The sequence below is a fragment of the Agreia sp. VKM Ac-1783 genome (assembly GCF_900177765.1).
In the GTDB taxonomy this organism is placed as follows: domain Bacteria; phylum Actinomycetota; class Actinomycetes; order Actinomycetales; family Microbacteriaceae; genus Agreia.
In genome coordinates, this window is sequence record NZ_FXWI01000001.1 from 778,540 (window position 1) to 796,198 (window position 17,659).

The 17,659-nt window shown below is 65.7% G+C and carries 19 protein-coding genes; 13 read left to right on the forward strand and 6 right to left on the reverse strand.

Annotated features, from left to right (window positions below; translation table 11 throughout):
- Positions 1–5: 5 nt before the first annotated feature.
- Genes lipB through ftsY form a run of 3 tightly spaced genes read left to right on the forward strand, consistent with a single transcriptional unit; the run spans position 6 to position 2,565 of the window.
- Positions 6–671: a lipoyl(octanoyl) transferase LipB gene (gene lipB / locus CCK87_RS03670; RefSeq protein ID WP_086460104.1), complete on the forward strand. Its 666-nt coding sequence runs from the start codon at positions 6–8 to the stop codon at positions 669–671.
- Positions 668–1,666 carry a lipoyl synthase gene (gene lipA, locus CCK87_RS03675; RefSeq protein WP_086460105.1) on the forward strand — a complete coding sequence of 333 codons (999 nt, stop codon included), beginning with the start codon at positions 668–670 and terminating at the stop codon, positions 1,664–1,666. Before lipB ends, lipA begins: the two co-directional genes overlap by 4 nt.
- 23 nt (positions 1,667–1,689) lie before the next feature.
- Complete coding sequence (ftsY, locus tag CCK87_RS03680; protein WP_055774844.1) at positions 1,690–2,565, forward strand: signal recognition particle-docking protein FtsY; 876 nt, start codon at positions 1,690–1,692, stop codon at positions 2,563–2,565.
- Between the two features lie 26 nt (positions 2,566–2,591).
- Here ftsY and CCK87_RS03685 read toward each other — a convergent pair whose 3' ends face one another.
- Positions 2,592–3,467 carry an LLM class flavin-dependent oxidoreductase gene (locus tag CCK87_RS03685; RefSeq protein ID WP_086460106.1) on the reverse strand — a complete coding sequence of 292 codons (876 nt, stop codon included), beginning with the start codon at positions 3,465–3,467 and terminating at the stop codon, positions 2,592–2,594.
- 78 nt (positions 3,468–3,545) lie between these two features.
- Between CCK87_RS03685 and CCK87_RS03690 the strand changes: the two genes are divergently transcribed.
- Positions 3,546–4,586 carry an alcohol dehydrogenase catalytic domain-containing protein gene (locus CCK87_RS03690; protein ID WP_086460107.1) on the forward strand — a complete coding sequence of 347 codons (1,041 nt, stop codon included), beginning with the start codon at positions 3,546–3,548 and terminating at the stop codon, positions 4,584–4,586.
- A gap of 24 nt (positions 4,587–4,610) precedes the next feature.
- On the opposite strand, the gene CCK87_RS03695 is transcribed toward CCK87_RS03690, so the two are convergent.
- Both CCK87_RS03695 and CCK87_RS03700 read right to left on the reverse strand, forming a co-directional pair.
- A complete protein-coding gene (locus CCK87_RS03695) occupies positions 4,611–5,948 on the reverse strand; it encodes an MFS transporter (RefSeq protein ID WP_086460365.1) in 1,338 nt (445 codons plus the stop codon).
- A gap of 5 nt (positions 5,949–5,953) precedes the next feature.
- Positions 5,954–6,382 (reverse strand): MarR family transcriptional regulator, encoded by a 429-nt coding sequence (locus CCK87_RS03700; RefSeq protein WP_086460108.1) that lies wholly within the window; start codon positions 6,380–6,382, stop codon positions 5,954–5,956.
- A 103-nt stretch (positions 6,383–6,485) separates the two neighbouring features.
- Here CCK87_RS03700 and ffh point away from each other — a divergent pair, with 103 nt between their 5' ends.
- Positions 6,486–8,057, forward strand: a complete 1,572-nt coding sequence (gene ffh / locus CCK87_RS03705) for a signal recognition particle protein (RefSeq protein WP_044442067.1) — start codon at positions 6,486–6,488, stop codon at positions 8,055–8,057.
- 140 nt (positions 8,058–8,197) lie between these two features.
- Here the strand turns inward: ffh and CCK87_RS03710 are convergent, their stop codons facing one another.
- Complete coding sequence (locus CCK87_RS03710) at positions 8,198–8,974, reverse strand: M23 family metallopeptidase (protein ID WP_086460109.1); 777 nt, start codon at positions 8,972–8,974, stop codon at positions 8,198–8,200.
- 74 nt (positions 8,975–9,048) lie between these two features.
- Between CCK87_RS03710 and CCK87_RS03715 the strand changes: the two genes are divergently transcribed.
- On the forward strand, positions 9,049–9,873 hold the full coding sequence (locus CCK87_RS03715; RefSeq protein ID WP_086460110.1) for an LLM class F420-dependent oxidoreductase: 825 nt from the start codon (positions 9,049–9,051) through the stop codon (positions 9,871–9,873).
- A 73-nt stretch (positions 9,874–9,946) separates the two neighbouring features.
- On the opposite strand, the gene CCK87_RS03720 is transcribed toward CCK87_RS03715, so the two are convergent.
- Positions 9,947–11,092: a glutamate--cysteine ligase gene (locus CCK87_RS03720; protein WP_086460111.1), complete on the reverse strand. Its 1,146-nt coding sequence runs from the start codon at positions 11,090–11,092 to the stop codon at positions 9,947–9,949.
- A 247-nt stretch (positions 11,093–11,339) separates the two neighbouring features.
- Between CCK87_RS03720 and rpsP the strand changes: the two genes are divergently transcribed.
- From rpsP to trmD, 5 genes are all read left to right on the forward strand, one after another.
- Positions 11,340–11,774: a 30S ribosomal protein S16 gene (gene rpsP / locus CCK87_RS03725; protein ID WP_044442064.1), complete on the forward strand. Its 435-nt coding sequence runs from the start codon at positions 11,340–11,342 to the stop codon at positions 11,772–11,774.
- A 2-nt stretch (positions 11,775–11,776) separates the two neighbouring features.
- On the forward strand, positions 11,777–12,013 hold the full coding sequence (locus tag CCK87_RS03730) for an RNA-binding protein (RefSeq protein ID WP_044442063.1): 237 nt from the start codon (positions 11,777–11,779) through the stop codon (positions 12,011–12,013).
- Positions 12,000–12,611 carry a ribosome maturation factor RimM gene (rimM, locus tag CCK87_RS03735; protein WP_086460112.1) on the forward strand — a complete coding sequence of 204 codons (612 nt, stop codon included), beginning with the start codon at positions 12,000–12,002 and terminating at the stop codon, positions 12,609–12,611. Before CCK87_RS03730 ends, rimM begins: the two co-directional genes overlap by 14 nt.
- Positions 12,612–13,132: 521 nt before the next feature.
- Positions 13,133–13,675 (forward strand): DUF559 domain-containing protein, encoded by a 543-nt coding sequence (locus tag CCK87_RS18200; RefSeq protein ID WP_170927127.1) that lies wholly within the window; start codon positions 13,133–13,135, stop codon positions 13,673–13,675.
- Between the two features lie 122 nt (positions 13,676–13,797).
- Complete coding sequence (gene trmD, locus CCK87_RS03745; protein WP_086460114.1) at positions 13,798–14,529, forward strand: tRNA (guanosine(37)-N1)-methyltransferase TrmD; 732 nt, start codon at positions 13,798–13,800, stop codon at positions 14,527–14,529.
- Here trmD and CCK87_RS03750 read toward each other — a convergent pair.
- A complete protein-coding gene (locus tag CCK87_RS03750; protein WP_249273688.1) occupies positions 14,485–15,147 on the reverse strand; it encodes a helix-turn-helix domain-containing protein in 663 nt (220 codons plus the stop codon). The two genes, trmD and CCK87_RS03750, sit on opposite strands and share 45 nt — an antisense overlap.
- Before the next feature lie 185 nt (positions 15,148–15,332).
- Here CCK87_RS03750 and CCK87_RS03755 point away from each other — a divergent pair, with 185 nt between their 5' ends.
- Positions 15,333–16,883, forward strand: coding sequence for an NCS1 family nucleobase:cation symporter-1 (locus CCK87_RS03755; RefSeq protein WP_086460115.1), 1,551 nt, complete (start codon positions 15,333–15,335; stop codon positions 16,881–16,883).
- A 35-nt stretch (positions 16,884–16,918) separates the two neighbouring features.
- A complete protein-coding gene (locus CCK87_RS03760) occupies positions 16,919–17,656 on the forward strand; it encodes an aspartate/glutamate racemase family protein (RefSeq protein ID WP_086460116.1) in 738 nt (245 codons plus the stop codon).
- Positions 17,657–17,659 lie beyond the last annotated feature (3 nt).

The following is a 17,659-nucleotide window of genomic DNA, read 5'->3' on the forward strand; positions in this document are numbered from 1 at the left end:
CCCGAATGACTGAGGTTCTTCTCGCCGGATTCGGCGACGACGCGGTGGAATACTCCGACGGGTGGGCGCTTCAACGTCGCCTCCACGACCATGTCGTCGCCGGCGCTGGGCCGGAGACCCTCGTGCTGCTGGAGCACCAGTCGGTCTTCACCGCTGGGCGCAGAACGGATGCGTCGGAGCGGCCCACCGACGGAACTCCGGTCGTCGACGTCGACCGAGGTGGAAAGATCACCTGGCACGGGCCCGGCCAGCTGGTCGGTTACCCGATTCTGCGACTGGCCGAGCCTGTCGATGTCGTCGGTTATGTGCGCCGTCTCGAGGGCGTTCTCATCGAGGTGCTCGACGAGCTCGGCGTGGAGTGCGGGCGCGTCGAGGGGCGCTCGGGGGTCTGGATTTCGAGAAACGGAACCGATCTCAAGATCGCGGCCATCGGCATCCGGATCGCCCACGGCGTGACGATGCACGGATTCGCCCTGAATTGCAGCAACAGCCTCGCGCCCTATTCGCGGATCGTGGCGTGCGGTATCCGCGACGCGGGGGTGACGACGATCAGCGAATGTCTCAGTCACATCGTCACACCGAGCGATGTCGCGCCGCTCATCGCCGAGCGCTTCGCCGATTCGTCGGCGATCGCTGGGTTCTCGGCTTCAGCCGCGGAGGTCGCCGCGTGAGCGCCGTGCCCGAAGGACGCAAACTTCTGCGTCTCGAGATCAGAAATGCCGAGACTCCGATCGAGAAGAAGCCGGAGTGGATCAAGACGAAGGCGCGCTTCGGCCCCGAGTACCGTGCTCTGCAGAGTCTCGTGAAAGACGAGGGGCTGCACACCGTCTGCCAGGAGGCCGGTTGCCCGAACATCTTCGAGTGCTGGGAGGATCGCGAAGCGACGTTCCTCATCGGCGGGTCTCAGTGCACCCGCCGATGCGACTTCTGCCAGATCGACACCGGCAAGCCCGCCGACTACGACACCGACGAGCCGAGGCGCGTCGCCGAATCGGTCGAGAAGATGAACCTGCGCTACGCGACCGTCACCGGAGTCGCCCGCGACGACCTCCCCGACGAGGGCGCCTGGCTGCACGCTGAGACCGTGCGCGAGATCCACCGCAGAAATCCCGGCACGGGTGTCGAGATCCTGGCCACCGATTTCTCGGGAAACAGCGATCTGCTTGCCGAGGTGTTCTCGTCGAGACCCGAGGTCTTCGCCCACAACGTCGAGACGGTGCCGCGCATCTTCAAGCGCATCCGCCCCGCGTTCAGATACGAGCGTTCGCTCGACGTTCTGACGCAGGCCCGAGACGCAGGCTTGATCACGAAGTCGAATCTGATCCTCGGCATGGGCGAGGAGCCCGGCGAAGTGAGTCAGGCGCTGCGCGATCTGCACGACGCCGGCACCGACATCATCACGCTGACGCAGTACCTGCGTCCGACCCCTCGCCACCTTCCGGTGTCGCGCTGGGTGAAGCCGGAGGAGTTCGTGGCATTCAAGCAGGAGGCGGAGGAGATCGGATTCCTCGGCGTTCTGGCGGGGCCGCTCGTGCGCTCGAGCTACAGGGCGGGACGCCTCTGGGCGCAGTCCATGTCACGCAAGGGAATCGAGCTGCCCGAGCGCCTCGCCCATCTCGCGGCCGAGGCCGAGCGCTCCGACGGTTTCGTGCAGGCCGTGGGCTGAACGCGCGCCGCTAGTCTTGTCGTATGGCTGAACGCACCCCCTGGTCTCTCTCTGGCGCCCTCCGGGGCATGTTCACCAAGCCCACGATCGACGCCAATACGTGGGAGGACCTCGAAGACGCGCTGCTGAAGGCCGACTTCGGGCCCGACGTCACCGACTCCGTCGTGAGCGACCTGCGGGCCAAGGTCGACCGCTTCAAGACGACCGACCCCAAAGACCTGCAGCGCATGCTCCGCGAGACCATGGAGGAGCGGCTCTCCAGGCTCGACACGACCCTGCACCTCTCCGAGCGCCCGGCCGTCGTGCTGGTCGTCGGCGTCAACGGCGTTGGAAAGACCACAACGATCGGCAAGTTCGCGAAGTTCCTCGCCACCTACGGACGTACGGTGGTCATCGGGGCGGCCGACACCTTCCGTGCTGCCGCGGTCGAGCAGGTCGCCACGTGGGCCGAGCGCGCCGGCGCTGCCATCGTGCGGCCGCAGCACGAGGGCCAGGATCCGGCATCCGTCGCCTTTCAGACCATCGAGTTCGCGAAGCTGCACGGCACCGAGATCGTCGTCATCGACACCGCCGGCCGCCTGCAGACCAAGGGTGGGCTCATGGACGAGCTCGGCAAGATCCGCCGCGTGATCGAGAAGCAGGCGCCCGTGGCCGAGGTGCTTCTCGTGCTCGACGCGACCACGGGTCAGAACGGACTTGCTCAGGCCGAGGCATTCATTCAGCACGCAGGGGTGACGGGCCTCGTGCTCACTAAGCTCGACGGTTCGGCGAAGGCCGGCTTCGTGCTGGCCGTGCAGGAGAAGACGGGCATTCCGATCAAGCTCATCGGCCAGGGCGAGGGAATCAACGACCTCACCGGTTTCACCCCGCACGTGTTCGCTCAGAACCTGGTCGGCTAGAACCGCTCAGAACCCCGAGGAACCGCTCAGAACCGCGAGGCGACCTCGTAGAGCACTTCTTCGTCTCCCGCATAGATGCCTTCTGGCCTCGGCCAGTGCGAGATGACGTCGGTGAACCCGAGCTCGGCCGCACGCCCGACCATGTCGTCGAAGGCGCCCACGCTCTCGAGCGAGAACTGGCCGCCCGAGTCGAGCGACAGATACCGGTCGATGGATGCCGGGTCGCGACCCGCCGCATTCGCCGCGTCATCGAGACGGCCGGCGAGGGTGGCCACCGCAGTCCACCACTCCCCGCCAGTGGCGCCGTCTTTGCCCGTGGTGACCCACCCCTGACCCTGCTGCGCGACCAGCGCGAGGCCCCTCGGCCCGTTCGCGGCGAGCACGAAGGGTGCGCGTGGCTGCTGCGCCGGAACGCCGACCATGCGTGCGTCGACCGCCTCGTACCATTCGCCGTCGAAAGAGATGCCGCGCTCGCTGTCGCCCTCGTGTCGAAGCAGCTCGTCGAGCAGAGTCACGAACTCGGCGAAGCGCGCGTGCCGCTGAGCCGGTGTGTATTCGGGCTGACCGAGCACGAAGGCGTCGAAGCCCGTTCCTCCAGACCCGATGCCGAGCAGAAATCGGCCGCCCGAGATGTCATCGACCGTGGCCACCTCTTTCGCGAAGGGCACCGGATGCCTGAAGTTCGGCGATGAGACGAAGGTGCCGATCCGGATGGTCTCCGTGACGACAGCCGCTGCCGTGAGGGTGGGAACCGTCGCGTTCCACGGCTGGTCCGCGAGCGAACGCCACGAGAGGTGATCGTAGGTCCAGGCGTGCTCGAAGCCGAGCCCCTCGGCGGACTGCCACTTTCGGCGAGCGACAGACCAGGGGTCTTGGGGCAGGATGACGATTCCGTGGCGCATGCCCCCGAGTCTAGGGACTGACGCCGACAGCGATCATGGCCGGTATCGTCGGAGGCGTTCCCCGCGAGAAAGAGTCCCATGCGCGCTGTCGTATTCACCGAGTTCGGCGGAGCGCCCGAGCTCCGCGATGTGCCCGATCCCGTTCCCTCGGCCGCCGGCGTGGTCGTCGAGGTCGAAACGACGGGAGTCTGCCGCAGCGATGCCCACGGATGGCTCGGCCATGACGACGGCATCGCCCTCCCGCATGTTCCGGGTCACGAACTCGTCGGACGCATCGCCGCCGTCGGTCCGGAGGTCACCACGTTCCGGGTGGGCGAGCGGGTGACCGTTCCGTTCGTCTCGGCCTGCGGAAGCTGCCCGGAATGCGCCGACGGAAACGGCCAGGTCTGCCGCAATCAGACGCAGCCCGGATTCACCCACTGGGGCTCGTTCGCCGAGCTCGTGGCTCTGCACAATGCCGACGTCAACCTCATTCGGGTTCCTGACGAGCTCGACTCGGGTGCCGCTGCCCTTCTCGGCTGTCGATTCGCGACCGCCTATCGAGGTCTCGTGCACCGGGCGAGACTGCAGCGCGGCGAGCGACTGCTCGTCGTCGGCTGCGGCGGGGTGGGGCTGAGCGCCGCGATGATCGGAGTCGCCCTCGGTGCCGAGGTGATCGCCGTCGATATCGACCCCGACGCACTCGAGCGGGCCTCGTCATTGGGAGTGGCACACACCATCGACTCATCCGACCTCTCTGAGCCGGAGATCCTCGAGGCGATCGCGTCCGTGGCCCCATCCGGAGTTCAGGTCTCGGTCGAGGCCCTGGGCAGGCAGGCGACGATGCGGCTCAGTGTGCTCGCTCTCGCGCCCCTCGGTCGCCAGGTGCAGATCGGCCTGTTCTCAGAGGAGCCGGCGGTGCCGCTCCCGGCGATCATCGCCAAGGAGCTCTCGCTGCACGGCAGCCACGGAATGCCGGCGTCGGACTATCTCGCGCTCCTCGACCTCGTTCTGAGTGGCGCCCTCGACCCGGCCCGTCTCATCGAGCACCGAATCGCGCTGGCCGATGCTCCCGCGGCACTCGAAGCCATAGCGGCGGGGGATCGGTCGTCGGGAGTGACCGTCGTCGACATCGCCTGACGCCGGTCGCGCGGCGATCAGCGCTCACGATCTCCGCGCATCCGCCTCATCGAGCGCGAGATCCTCTTCGAGCTCCACTGTCGTCTCGGGGTCGCTGCTGCGCTCGTAGGGTCGACCGTCGTGGCTCAGGACGAAGTGAGGATGTGCCGCGCGGTCAAAGTGCAACCGCAGATGCCGGAACACGATGAGCCAGCCGAGACCGATCGCAGCGGCGACGAGCCCTGACGCGGCGGCCACCCCGATCGCCCATCGAGGGCCGAAGCTGTTCGCCACCCAGCCCACGACGGGCGCACCGAGCGGAGTACCTCCCATAAAGACCGCCATGTAGAGGGCCATCACGCGCCCACGCATCTCGGGCGCGGTCGTCGTCTGCACCGTGCCGTTCGCCGTCGTCATCAACGTCTGAGCAGAGAGCCCCACGAAGATGAGCACGATGGCGAATTCCCAGTAGCTCGGCATGATGGCGGCAGCGAGACAGCTCACACCGAACGCGGCCGCCGCGACGAACGTGAGTCGGAGCCGCGGTCGGTCGCGTCGAGCCGACATCAGCGCTCCCGTCACCGATCCCACCGCCATGACCGACGAGAGCAGGCCGAATGCCTCGGGTCCGCGCCCGAATTCCACGCTCGCCATGGTCGAGGTGAAGATGGCGAAATTCATGCCGAACGTGCCGATGATGAACACGATCACGAAGATCACAAGCAGATCCGGCCGACTTCGTACATAACGGAACCCCTCGAGCAGCTGTCCCTTGCCCTGCGGCGCCCGCTTGCTCTGACGCAGCTGATCCACCCTGATGAAGGCGAGTGAGGCCAGTACCGCACCGAACGTCACCGCGTTCAGCAGGAAGACCCACCCTGCGCCGATCACCGCGACGAGAAGGCCCGCGACGGCGGGGCCGATCATGCGGGCAGCGTTGAACGAGGCCGAGTTCAGCGCCACGGCGTTCGACAGATTCGAGCCGCCGACGAGTTCGGAGACGAATGTCTGCCGCACGGGTGCGTCGATCGCGGAGGCGATGCCCAGCAGTAGGGCGAAGAGGTAGACATGCCAGAGCTGGGCGACGCCCGTCACGACGATGAGGCCGAGTCCCAGCCCCAGGGCGCCCATGGATGCCTGGGTCACCATCAGGGTGCGTCGCCGATCGAGACGGTCGGCTATCAGGCCCGACCACGGCACGAGGAGAAGTTGCGGGCCGAGCTGGAGCGCCATGACGATGCCCACGGCCGCCGCGTCGTGGTTGGTCAGCTCGGTGAGCACGATCCAGTCCTGGGCCGTGCGCTGCATCCACGTGCCCACATTCGACACCAGCGCTCCGGCGAACCAGATGCGGTAGTTGACGCTCGAGAGCGAGCGGAACATCGCGCTCACGGAGCCACCATCGTTCTCAGAATGACCGTCGCCTCCTCGAGTGTTCGACGTTCCTCGGCTGTGAGTGCTGAGAGCCTCGAGTGCAGCCACGCGTCGCGCTTGCGCCGCGTCTCCTTGACGACCGCGAAGCCGTTCTCGGTGGCCGTGACGAAGACTTTGCGGCCGTCCGACGCATCCGGTGTTCGCGCGACGAGACCGGCGGTTTCGAGCGCGTTGATGGTGCGGTTCATCGATGGGGGAGTGACGTGCTCCCACACGCTCAGCTCGTTCGGCGTGTGCGCTCCGGTGCGAACGAGATAGGCCAGCACGCTGAACTGGGAGTCGCTGAGGTCGATGTCGGCTCGTTCGTTGCGGAGCCTGCGAGAGAGGTGCATCGTCACTCCACGCAGCTCGGAGCTGAGGGCGGGCAGCGAGAGAGGTGTCATGTAGTTAGCGTAACTCATTAGCTTGGCTAATGATCCCCGAAGTGTTCCGTTCGTCGAGCTTGTCGAGACGCGATCGTCGGCGGCCAGGTAAACTTGTCGAACCATGGCTACTTTCGGAAACCTGTCTGACCGGCTCGCAGAGACATTCAAGAACCTTCGCACCAAGGGCAAGCTGAGCCCTGCCGATGTGGACGCGACCGTCCGTGAGATCCGCCGTGCGCTGCTCGACGCCGACGTCGCGCTCGAGGTGGTCAAGGACTTCACCGGCAAGGTGCGCGAGCGCGCGCTGGGCGACGAGGTCAACAAGGCGCTCAACCCGGCACAGCAGGTCGTGCAGATCGTCAACGAGGAGCTCGTGGCGATCCTCGGTGGCGAGGCCCGTCGCATCCAGTTCGCCAAGAAGCCGCCGACCGTGATCATGCTCGCCGGCCTCCAGGGTGCAGGTAAGACGACCCTCGCGGGAAAGCTCGCCAAGTGGCTGGCCAAAGACAACCACACGCCTCTGCTGGTCGCCGCCGACCTCCAGCGCCCCAACGCCGTCAACCAGCTGCAGGTCGTCGCCGGCCAGGCCGGAGTCGCCGTCTTCGCACCCGAGCCGGGCAACGGAACCGGCAACCCGGTGAAGGTCGCGAAAGACTCGATCAAGTTCGCCATCGACAAGCAGTACGACGTGGTCATCGTCGACACGGCGGGTCGCCTCGGTGTCGACGCCGACATGATGAAGCAGGCGTCAGACATCCGCAAGGCAGTCGACCCCGATGAGGTGCTCTTCGTCATCGACGCCATGATCGGTCAAGACGCCGTCGCCACGGCCAAGGCCTTCCAAGACGGAGTCGACTTCACCGGCGTCGTGCTGACCAAGCTCGATGGTGACGCCCGCGGTGGAGCGGCGCTCTCGGTGGCTTCTGTCACCGGTCGACCGATCATCTTCGCCTCGACGGGTGAGTCGCTCGACGACTTCGAGCCCTTCTACCCCGACCGCATGGCGAGTCGAATCCTCGACCTCGGTGACATCCTGACCCTCATCGAGCAGGCCCAGTCGGCCTTCGACGAGGGCGAGGCCATGAAGATGGCCGAGAAGTTCGCCACCGACACGTTCACCCTCGAAGACTTCCTGTCTCAGATGCAGCAGCTGCGCGGCGCAGGCTCCATCAAGAAGATGATGGGCATGCTCCCCGGCATGGGAGGCATGAAGCAGCAGCTCGAGAACTTCGACGAGCGCGAGATCGTGCGCACCGAGGCCATCATCCAGTCGATGACGAAGGCCGAGCGGCAGAACTCGAAGCTCCTCAACGGTTCGCGTCGACTGCGCATCGCCAAGGGCTCGGGAATGACCGTCACCGACGTGAACCAGCTCGTGCAGCGCTTCGAGCAGGCGGCCAAGATGATGAAGACCGTCGCCAAGGGTGGCATGCCTAACATCCCCGGAATGGGTCCGGTTCCCGGCGCCCACGGCGGCCGCAAGCAGGTCGCCAAGAAGAAGGGCTCGAAGTCGGGCAACCCGGCCAAGCGGGCGGCCGAAGACGCCGCACGCGCGGCGGGTATCAAGCCGGATGCCGCGCCCGTCACCGCGGGCGGCTCGGGCTTCGGTCTGGGGCTCGGTAAGGGCAAGTCGGCCCCGGGCGCTCCGAGCGAAGAAGAGCTGGCCTCGCTGCAGAAGTTCCTGGGCCGCTAGCGGCGTTCCTCCGTTCCCCGAGCCTGTCGAAGGGCGAGCTTGTCGAAGGGCGAGCCTGTCGAAGGGCTCGTCTCGACTGGCTCGACGAACCAGCCCCGTTCCCTGAGCTTGTCGAAGGGACGCGCCAGGGAGCCGAACGCCTAGTAGCTGGCGTTCGCCGTCAGGTACGGAATCGGATCGAACCGCACGCCGTCGGCGAAGAACAGCTCGAAGTGGCAGTGCTCGACGCTGGCGTTGCCCGTGTCGCCGGTGAGGCCGATCACGGTGCCCGCGGTGACTTCCTGGCCGACCGTCACAGTCACCGATCCGTCTTGGAAGTGCATGTACATGCTGCAGAGACGCTGGCCGCCGACCATGGTCGCGATGGCCACGTAGTTGCCCGCGGAGCCGTTGTAGCCCGAGGCGGTGACCACGCCATCGCCGATCGCCTGGACCGGTGTTCCGTTGCCGGCGAGCATGTCGACTCCGTCGTGCATGCCCTCGGCGCGTGGGCCGAAGCCGTCACCGATCTTGACGGGGTGATCGTATGGCCACGTGAGACGCGTCGTCTCGGCGGGGGCGTCTCGCTGGCAGCCCCATCCTCCCGGGCTTCCACCCGTCGATGCGGGCGCGGCCTTGACCACAGGCGTCGGGGTGGGTGTCGGAGTCGGAGTGTTGACGGTGTAGCCGTCGCGCAGAACGCTGGCGTCGGCGGCGGAGGCGTCGACCGAGAGCAGCTGATCCTGCGACTGCGGACCACCCGTCGCTCCGGTCAGACCGAACGAGGAGCCCGGCCCGAAAGCCGCGGCGGGAAGCGACGTGGCCACGGCGAGAGCACCGACGAAGAGCAGTGCGGCCGGGGGGAGGAACCGGGAGGCGATGTTGCGACGGGGCCGCTGAGGGCGCACGTTCGCAGACTTCGGCTCTATCGACTTCACCTGTTCATTGTGAGGTGCGACGCCGGATGCCGCAAGGTGAGTTCTCGAACAGGCGTGATAAGTAGGCTCGCATCATGACCACAAACACCTCGCGCCCCGTGCGCATCGGCATCCAGATCGCGCCCCAGCACTCCGACTACACGACGATCCGCGACACTCTTCGCCAGCTCGAGGAACTGGGCGTCGATATCGCCTTCAACTGGGATCACTTCTACCCGCTGTCGGGTGACCCTGAGGGCCTTCATTTCGAGGGCTGGAGCATGCTCGCCGCCTGGGCCGAGCAGACGTCGACGATCGAGTTCGGTCCGCTCGTCACCTGCAACAGCTACAGAAACCCCGACCTGCTCGCCGACATGGCGCGCACCGTCGATCACATCAGCGCCAAGACTCCGGGAGCCGAGGGGCGGCTCGTCTTCGGTATCGGCTCGGGCTGGTTCGAGCGCGACTACGACGAGTACGGCTACGAGTTCGGCACGGTCGGGCAGAGACTGGATGCACTGGGCGAGGCGCTCCCGCGGATCGAGGCGCGCTGGGGCGTTCTCAACCCGGCTCCCACCCGCAAGATCCCGGTGCTGATCGGCGGAGGCGGCGAGAAGAAGACTCTGAAGCTCGTCGCGAAGCACGCCACGATCTGGCACAGCTTCTCCGACGTACCTACTCTCCGGCACAAGCTCGAGGTTCTGCGCGGACACGCATCGGACGTCGGCCGCGACGTCTCGGAGATCGAGATCTCGAACGACGTCAAGCTCGCGGGCGCCTTCGGCTCGGCCGATGCCGCGGTGCTCGATGAGAAGGCCGAGGCGGGTGTCACGCTGTTCACCCTCGGAATCACCGGGCCGTCGATCGATCTCGGTCCGGTCAAGGATCTGCTCGCCTGGCGCGACGAGAAGAACGCCTAGCCCGTTCCCTGAGCTTGCCGTTCCCTGAGCTTGCCGTTCCCTGAGCTTGTCGAAGGGCGTCCCTTCGACAAGCTCAGGGCGCGACCGTGCCGAGGCCGTGGCGCAGTTCGCGAGTGAGCGACGCGACCACGGCCTTGAGGCTTCCACCGTTCTCTTCCGCGACACGCAACTGACGCTGGTAGCTGGCGCCGTGCTCGAGGATCAGGTTCACCTTGGCCAGTTCATCGACGCAGTCGAGCCGCTCGGCGACCGGCGCGAGTGTGACCAGCAGTTCTCGCACGTCGTCGGTGACCAATTTCTCTGAGCCCTGCGCATCCACGATGATCTCGGCGTCGAGACCGTAGCGCGCAGCGCGCCATTTGTTCTCGCGCACGTACCAGGGCTGCAGCGTCGGCAGGGTCTCGCCCGCGTCGAGCCGGTCTGACATGTGCTCGACGAGGCATTGGATGAGGGCCGCGACCGCGCCGATCTCCTCGGGGCTCGAGAGGCCGTCGCAGGCGCGCATCTCGAGCGTGCCCCACTGGGGCGACGGCCGGATGTCCCAGCGAACCTCGGTGTGGTCGTCGACGATGCCCGTGACCTTCATGTCGTCGACGTACGACTCGTACTGACTCCACTCGTCGAATTGGTAGGGGAGGCCCGCGGTCGGAAGTTGCTGGAACATGAGCGCACGGTTCGAGGCGTAGCCCGTCTTCTCGCCGGCCCAGAACGGGCTCGATGCAGAGAGAGCCTGCAGGTGCGGGTAGTAGTTGAGCAGGCCGTTGAGGAGAGGAAGAACCTTGTCGCGGCTCTCGACGCCGACGTGCACGTGGATGCCCCAGATCATCATGTTGCGGCCCCACCACTGGGTGCGGTCGATGAGCTTGTGGTACCGCTCCTTGTCGGTGATCTGCTGGTCGAACCACTGGGCGAACGGATGGGTTCCCGCGCACATGAGCTCGACGTCGAGCGGATCGGTGATGGCGCGCACCTCGGCGAGCTGTCCCTGGAGGTCGTCGACCGCATCCGATACCCGTGTGTGCACGGCGGTGACGAGCTCGACGGTGTTCAGCAGCAGCTCTTCGGTGATGCGCGGATGATCCTGGCCGTCTGGTCCACGCAGAGACTGCAGCACATCGCCGGCGACGTTGACCAGGTCGCCTGAGCTCTGTTCGACGAGCGCGATCTCCCACTCGATACCGAGCGTGGAGCGTTCGGAGGGAGCGAACGAGATCTGCATGTGCGGCTCCGATCGATAGCAGCGGGTCGCCTCATCCTGACAGACTCGACGGATAGCGCTCAGGAATTACGCGCACGAGGCGAATATCTGACAGAATGATCTGTCGAGTCTGCCCGCCCGACCCTCTAATCAGGTTGTGGCAGAACCCTCGAGAACTTTTTACGCCGAGTGTGCACCCCACGCTCACGGCTGCCAGTTCACCCACATTTAGGCCCATCAGGGCCGAGAGAAAAACCTAGGAAGAATTGTGGCTGTAAAGATCCGTTTGAAGCGCATGGGCAAGATCCGTGCACCGTACTACCGCATCGTCGTCGCCGACTCGCGCACCAAGCGCGACGGTCGTGTCATCGAGGAGATCGGCCAGTACCACCCCACCGAAGAGCCTTCGGTCATCAAGATCGAGTCCGAGCGTGCGCTGTACTGGCTCGGCGTCGGCGCTCAGCCGACCGAGCAGGTCGCCGCGCTGCTGAAGCTCACCGGTGACTGGGGCAAGTTCAAGGGCGACAAAGACGCGGTTTCGACCGTGCGCGTCAAGGAGCCCAAGGAGCCGTTCGTCGCCGACGAGAAGAAGAAGCCGGTTCTGAAACCCAAGGCTGAGGTCAAGGTCGAGGCTCCCGCAGCTCCCGCCGAAGAGGCACCGGCTGCCGACGAGGCTCCCGAGGCTGAAGCAGAGAAGGCCTAGCCTTGCTCGCTCCTGCTCTCGAGCACCTGGTCAAGGGCATCGTCGACAAACCTGCCGACGTGCATGTCGTTGCGAAGAGCTCACCGCGCGGAGAGGTTCTCGAGGTGCGCGTGCACCCCGACGACCTCGGCCGCGTGATCGGTCGTGCGGGTCGCACGGCCAAGGCTCTCCGCACACTCGTCGCCGCGCTCGCTGATGGCAAGCGCGTTCGTGTAGACGTGGTGGATACCGATTTCTAAGAACGAGAAGCAGCAACTCCGGGTTGGTCGCCTCCTGAAAGCCCACGGGCTCAAGGGGGCGATCAAGCTGGAACTCTTCACCGATGACCCCGCACGACGCTTCGTGCCGGGCGCGGTGTTCACCCTCCAAGTGCCCACATCATCTCCGTGGCACGGCAAGACGCTCGAACTCATCGAGCTCAAGTGGTTCAACAGCCACGCCGTCGGATTCTTCAAGGGCGTGCCCGACCGCACCGCCGCCGAAGGCCTGGTCAAGGCGATCCTCTGGATCGACCAGGACTCCGACGAGCAGTCCGCCGAAGAAGACGCCTGGTTCGACCACCAGCTCGTCGGACTCGACGTGATCCGCGACGGCGAGAAGATCGGCGTCGTGCGCCAGGTCAACCACATGCCCGCTCAAGATCTGCTGGTCATCGAACAGGCATCCGGCGAGGTGCTGGTCCCGTTCGTCAAGGCGATCATTCCGGCGGTCGACATCGCGGCGGGAACGATGACCATCACGCCGCCTCCGGGCCTTCTCGAGGAGCTGCCGGAGTCGGACGACGACGAGGAGGCTCCCACAGAGGAGCCCTCGCCTGAGGACACCCCGGCCGAGTAGCCGCTTCATCCGAACGGGCGGAGATTACGCACCACCGGCGCCCAGAGGCGTTTGGAGGGTGGAAATCTCCGCCCGTTCGTGTTTTCCACAGATAGCTTCGGCCGCCGTTTCCGGACTTCGGAAGCGGCGAGCATGTGTTGATGCAAGCACTTCTCGATGTCATCGGTGGCTATGGCGGTGTCGCCTCGCGCAGCGCTTTATCCGCTCACGGCTTCGCGGCTTCCGATTTGGCGAACGCAGTGAAGTCTGGCTTTCTCACGAACCCCCGACGCGGTTGGTATGCGGCCTCAGACGCCGACCCGGAACTGGTCGCGGCGGTTCGAGTGGGCGGGCATCTAACATGCGTGTCAGCGCTGAGGCGCAAAGGTGTCTGGTGCGTCGATGACCGGCTTCTGCATGTGTCCGTTGACGCACATGCAAGCCATCTCTCGGCGCCGCACGATAGAGCTGTCCGCCTGTCGAAACCGGCGAGCTATGGCGTTCGGCTGCATCGCGGCGCCGCCGTTCTGCAGGCTGGAGAGTTGGACCTGGCAGTCGACAGCGTTCCCGCGGCGCTGAGGCACCTCATCATCTGCCAGCCTCGAGAAGAGGTGATCGTCGCCCTCGACTCGGCGCTCAACAATCGCCTCGTCGGCATCTACCAGGTTCGGCGGATCATCGAATCGCTTCCCAAGAAATACCGTCGCTATCTTGAGCTCATCGATGCGACCGCGCAATCCGGGCTCGAGACCAAGGCGCGACTGCGTCTACGAGCATTGGGCATTCCGCACCGCACACAAGTGCGCATCGGAACGGTTGGACGCGTCGACCTCCTCATCGGGGATCGATTCGTGGTCGAGCTGGATAGCAAGACCTGGCACACGAGCGCTCAGGCCTACGCTGAGGACCGCCGTCGTGACCTCGAGTTGATCGAACGGGGATATGTCGTCCTTCGCGTCACCTATGGCCAGGTCATGAATGAGTGGCCCTCCGTCGAACGGGCGATTCGCGCCGTTGTGCGGCGCAATGAGCACCGTTGGGCTGCCCGGCATCGAGTTGCCGGACTCATTCCATCCGACGACTAATTCTCGGGCGGAGATTTCGAGGGATCGTCCGTCATACGCCGACGATCCATCGAAATCTCCGTCCGATACGCGGCTGACGCGCACTGCGCGACCCGGGCGCCCGCCGCAGCTAGGCTTTCAGGATGCGTATCGACATCGTCTCGATCTTTCCGAGCTTCTTCGACGCGCTCGACATCTCCCTTCTCGGCAAGGCGCGGCAGTCCGGCCTCATCCAGCTCGGTGTGCACGATCTGCGCGACCACACTCACGACAGGCACCGCAAGGTCGACGACACCCCGTTCGGCGGCGGAGCGGGAATGGTCATGAAGCCCGAGCCGTGGGGCGAGGCGCTCGACGCGATCCTCGACGCCGAACCCGCCGCATCCGAGGCCCCGCTGGTGATCTTTCCCTCGCCGGCGGGCGAGGTGTTCACCCAGAAGATGGCGCGCGAGCTCTCGACGCGCGAGCACCTGGTGTTCGGATGCGGGCGGTACGAGGGCATCGATCAGCGCGTGTTCGACGACACGGCCGAGAGGGCCGAGGTTCGGCTGGTGAGCCTGGGCGACTACGTGCTGAACGGCGGTGAGGTCGCGGTCATGGCGATGATCGAGGCGATCGGCCGGCTCATTCCGGGCGTGGTCGGAAACCCCGAGAGTCTGGTCGAGGAGTCCCACGAAGACGGCCTTCTCGAGTACCCGAGTTACACGAAGCCGGCGGAGTGGCGTGGCCGTGCGGTGCCGCCCGTGCTGCTCAGCGGCAACCACCGCCTCATCGCCGAGTGGCGTCGCGAGCAGCAGCTCGAACGCACCGCGCGGGTCAGGCCAGATCTTCTACGAGTGAACGATCAGCCAGACGGCGACGCAGGACTCGCCTGACCGATTGCTGAGCCGGTGGGGCCTCGTCGCGGGAAACGTGATCGAGTCTCCGGCAGACAGGGTCACGTCTTCGCCCTCGAAGGTGATGGTGAGCGTGCCCGAGCTGATGCTGCCGATCTCGAAGCCGTCATGCCGGATCAGGTCGCCGTGGGCGCTACCGGTCGAGCCCGCGGGGTAGGTCGATTCGAAGATCTCGAGGCCGGGCACGGGGCCGGGGGAGAGTCTGCGGTAGACCACGCCCGACTCGAGGTTCATGTCGGGCACGCGGCCGGCGCGTGAGATGACGTAGCCGTCACCCTCGACGGGCTCGTCGGCAAGGCCGGCGAGCCGGTCGCCGAGCGTCGCGGTGGTGGATGCCGCCGCCGATTCTGCGCCCGGGGCCTCGAAGGCGGCCGACAGGGGCACGCCGAGGGCGGTCACGATCGCGATCAGTCGGTTCACCGAGGGGACCATCACGCCGGTCTCGATCTGCGACACGGCGCTGGCCGAGATGTCGAGCGAGCGGGCGAGTGCTCGAAGCGAGAGTCCCGATTGCATCCGGAGTTCGCGGAGCCTGCGCCCGAGGGACTCGTTCGCGCTGAGCGCCGCAGCGTCTCCGGACTCGAGCACGTTCTCCACTCGTCAATTGTCACATGCCTGTAACAGGCACGAAATCGTGCAAGACGTGTTAAGCAATAGCTTTATGAGCACTGACGGAGCCCTGGGGAGCTGCCGGTTAGGGAACGTGGATCGAATCGAACAATCCACCGACCACCACCCTCCAACCACACTGTCGCACCACTGATCAGAAACCGGAGAATTCCATGACCGAGGTCATCAACCCCCACGGGGAGAAGCCCGGCGACGTGCTCGAGGCTGCCGGGCTGCCCACGGGCAGCGGCGTCGTCGAAGCGTTCCACGATCCACGCCTCAGCAATGAGGATCTCGCGCCGCTCAAGAAGCAGACCTGGAGCGCCTACAACTTCTTCGCCTTCTGGATGTCCGACGTGCACAGCGTCGGAGGCTACGTCACCGCGGGCAGCCTCTTCGCGCTCGGGCTCGCGAGCTGGCAGGTGCTCGTCTCTCTGCTCGTGGGGATCACCATCGTCTACTTCCTCTGCAACCTCGTCGCCAAGCCGAGTCAGCAGTCGGGCGTGCCCTATCCGGTGATCTCGCGCACCGTGTTCGGCGTCCTCGGCGCCAACATCCCCGCGATCATCCGCGGCCTGATCGCGGTGGCCTGGTACGGCATCCAGACCTATCTGGCCTCGGCCGCACTCGTCGTCGTCGCCCTCAAGCTCTGGCCCGACCTGGCAAGCATTGCGGATGCCGACACCGTCGGTTTCGCAGGCCTGTCGCTGCTGGGCTGGGTCGCGTTCCTCATTCTCTGGGTCGCTCAGGCCTTCGTGTTCTGGCGAGGAATGGAGTCGATCCGCAAGTTCATCGACTTCTGCGGCCCGGCGGTCTACGTCGTGATGATCATCCTCGCCATCTACCTCGTGTCGCAGGCGGGCTGGGAGAACATCGACCTGAACCTCGGTTCCGTGAAGTTCCAGGGCTGGGACGCCGTTCCCGTCATGCTCGGCGCCATCGCGCTGGTGGTGTCGTACTTCTCCGGCCCCATGTTGAACTTCGGCGACTTCTCGCGCTACGGCAAGTCGTTCAAGGCGGTCAAGCGTGGAAACCTCCTCGGCCTGCCGCTGAACTTCCTCGTGTTCTCGCTGCTCGTCGTGATCTGCGCGTCTGCAACGGTTCCGGTGTTCGGCACGTTGATCACCGACCCGATCGAGACCGTCGCCCGCATCGACAACGTCTACGCCATCATCCTCGGCGCTCTGACCTTCGCGATCGCGACGGTAGGAATCAACATCGTGGCGAACTTCGTCTCACCGGCCTTCGACTTCTCGAACGTCGCTCCTCAGAAGATCTCCTGGCGCATGGGCGGCATGATCGCCGCCGTCGGAAGCGTTCTGATCACGCCGTGGAACCTGTACTCGAGCCCGGAGATCATCCACTACACGCTCGACACACTGGGTGCGTTCATCGGCCCGCTGTTCGGCGTATTGATCTGCGACTTCTACATCGTGCGCAAGCAGACGGTCTACGTCGACGACCTCTACACGATGAGCGAGAAAGGGCGCTACTGGTACAAGAGGGGCTTCAACCCGAACGCGGTCATCGCGACGTCAGTCGGAGCGGTTCTCGCGGCCAGCACGGTGTTCATCCCCGTTCTGCAGGGCGCGGCCTCGTATGCCTGGTTCATCGGCTGCGGAATCGGACTCGTCGTCTACTGGCTGGCCGAGAAGATCAGCCCCCAGGCGGCCCGCAGCATGCAGGCGGCCGAGGAGCATGAGACAGCCTCGGTCATCCAGTAACTCCCTTCACCGCACCATCGAACGGACACGCACTCGTGCACATCACCGTGATCAACCCGAACACCACCCGGGCCATGACCGACATGATCGGATCGTGTGCCCGGGGGGTGGCCGGGCCCGGAACGCGCATCAGCGCCGTGAACCCGTCGATGGGCCCGGCGTCGATCGAGAGTCACTACGACGAGGCGCTCTCGGTTCCTGGTCTGCTTCACGAGATCGCCGAGGGTGAGCGCGCGGGGTCTGACGGGTATGTCATCGCCTGCTTCGGCGACCCGGGGCTGGATGCCGCTCGCGAGCTCGCGGGCGGCCCGGTCGTCGGGATCGCTGAAGCGGCGATGCACGCCGCCACGCTGGTGGGTCGGAGCTTCAGCGTCGTCACGTCGCTGTCGCGAACGGTGGGGCGAGCCCAGGATCTGGTTCGCCACTACGGCTTCGCTGATCGCTGCGTGGGCGTCTACGCCTGCGACATCCCCGTGCTCGCTCTCGACGACCCCGCGACCGGTGCCGCGCAGGTGATCATCGATCTGTGCAGGCAGACCGTCGAGCGAGACAAGGCCGATTCGATCGTGCTCGGATGCGCGGGGATGGCCGATCTGTGCAGCTATATCTCGGGCGAGGTCGGCGTTCCCGTCATCGACGGGGTGAGCGCGGCCACCAAGCTCGTGGAGTCGCTCGTCACGCTCGGCTACTCCACCTCCAGACGCGACGAATTCGCTCGTCCGCTTCCGAAGTCGTACGTCGGAGGGCTCGCGGCTTTCGAACTCGTCGACTAAGCA

Excerpts from the sequence above, each read along its gene's own strand:
- CCK87_RS03685 (WP_086460106.1), bottom strand. The coding sequence starts at position 3,467 with ATGCGCCACGGAATCGTCATCCTGCCCCAAGACCCCTGGTCTGTCGCT.
- CCK87_RS03755 (WP_086460115.1), top strand. The coding sequence starts at position 15,333 with ATGACCGAGGTCATCAACCCCCACGGGGAGAAGCCCGGCGACGTGCTC.
- CCK87_RS03700 (WP_086460108.1), bottom strand. The coding sequence starts at position 6,382 with ATGACACCTCTCTCGCTGCCCGCCCTCAGCTCCGAGCTGCGTGGAGTG.
- CCK87_RS03720 (WP_086460111.1), bottom strand. The coding sequence starts at position 11,092 with ATGCAGATCTCGTTCGCTCCCTCCGAACGCTCCACGCTCGGTATCGAG.
- CCK87_RS03695 (WP_086460365.1), bottom strand. The coding sequence starts at position 5,948 with ATGTTCCGCTCGCTCTCGAGCGTCAACTACCGCATCTGGTTCGCCGGA.
- ffh (WP_044442067.1), top strand. The coding sequence starts at position 6,486 with ATGGCTACTTTCGGAAACCTGTCTGACCGGCTCGCAGAGACATTCAAG.
- ftsY (WP_055774844.1), top strand. The coding sequence starts at position 1,690 with ATGGCTGAACGCACCCCCTGGTCTCTCTCTGGCGCCCTCCGGGGCATG.
- lipB (WP_086460104.1), top strand. The coding sequence starts at position 6 with ATGACTGAGGTTCTTCTCGCCGGATTCGGCGACGACGCGGTGGAATAC.
- CCK87_RS03715 (WP_086460110.1), top strand. The coding sequence starts at position 9,049 with ATGACCACAAACACCTCGCGCCCCGTGCGCATCGGCATCCAGATCGCG.
- CCK87_RS03690 (WP_086460107.1), top strand. The coding sequence starts at position 3,546 with ATGCGCGCTGTCGTATTCACCGAGTTCGGCGGAGCGCCCGAGCTCCGC.
- trmD (WP_086460114.1), top strand. The coding sequence starts at position 13,798 with ATGCGTATCGACATCGTCTCGATCTTTCCGAGCTTCTTCGACGCGCTC.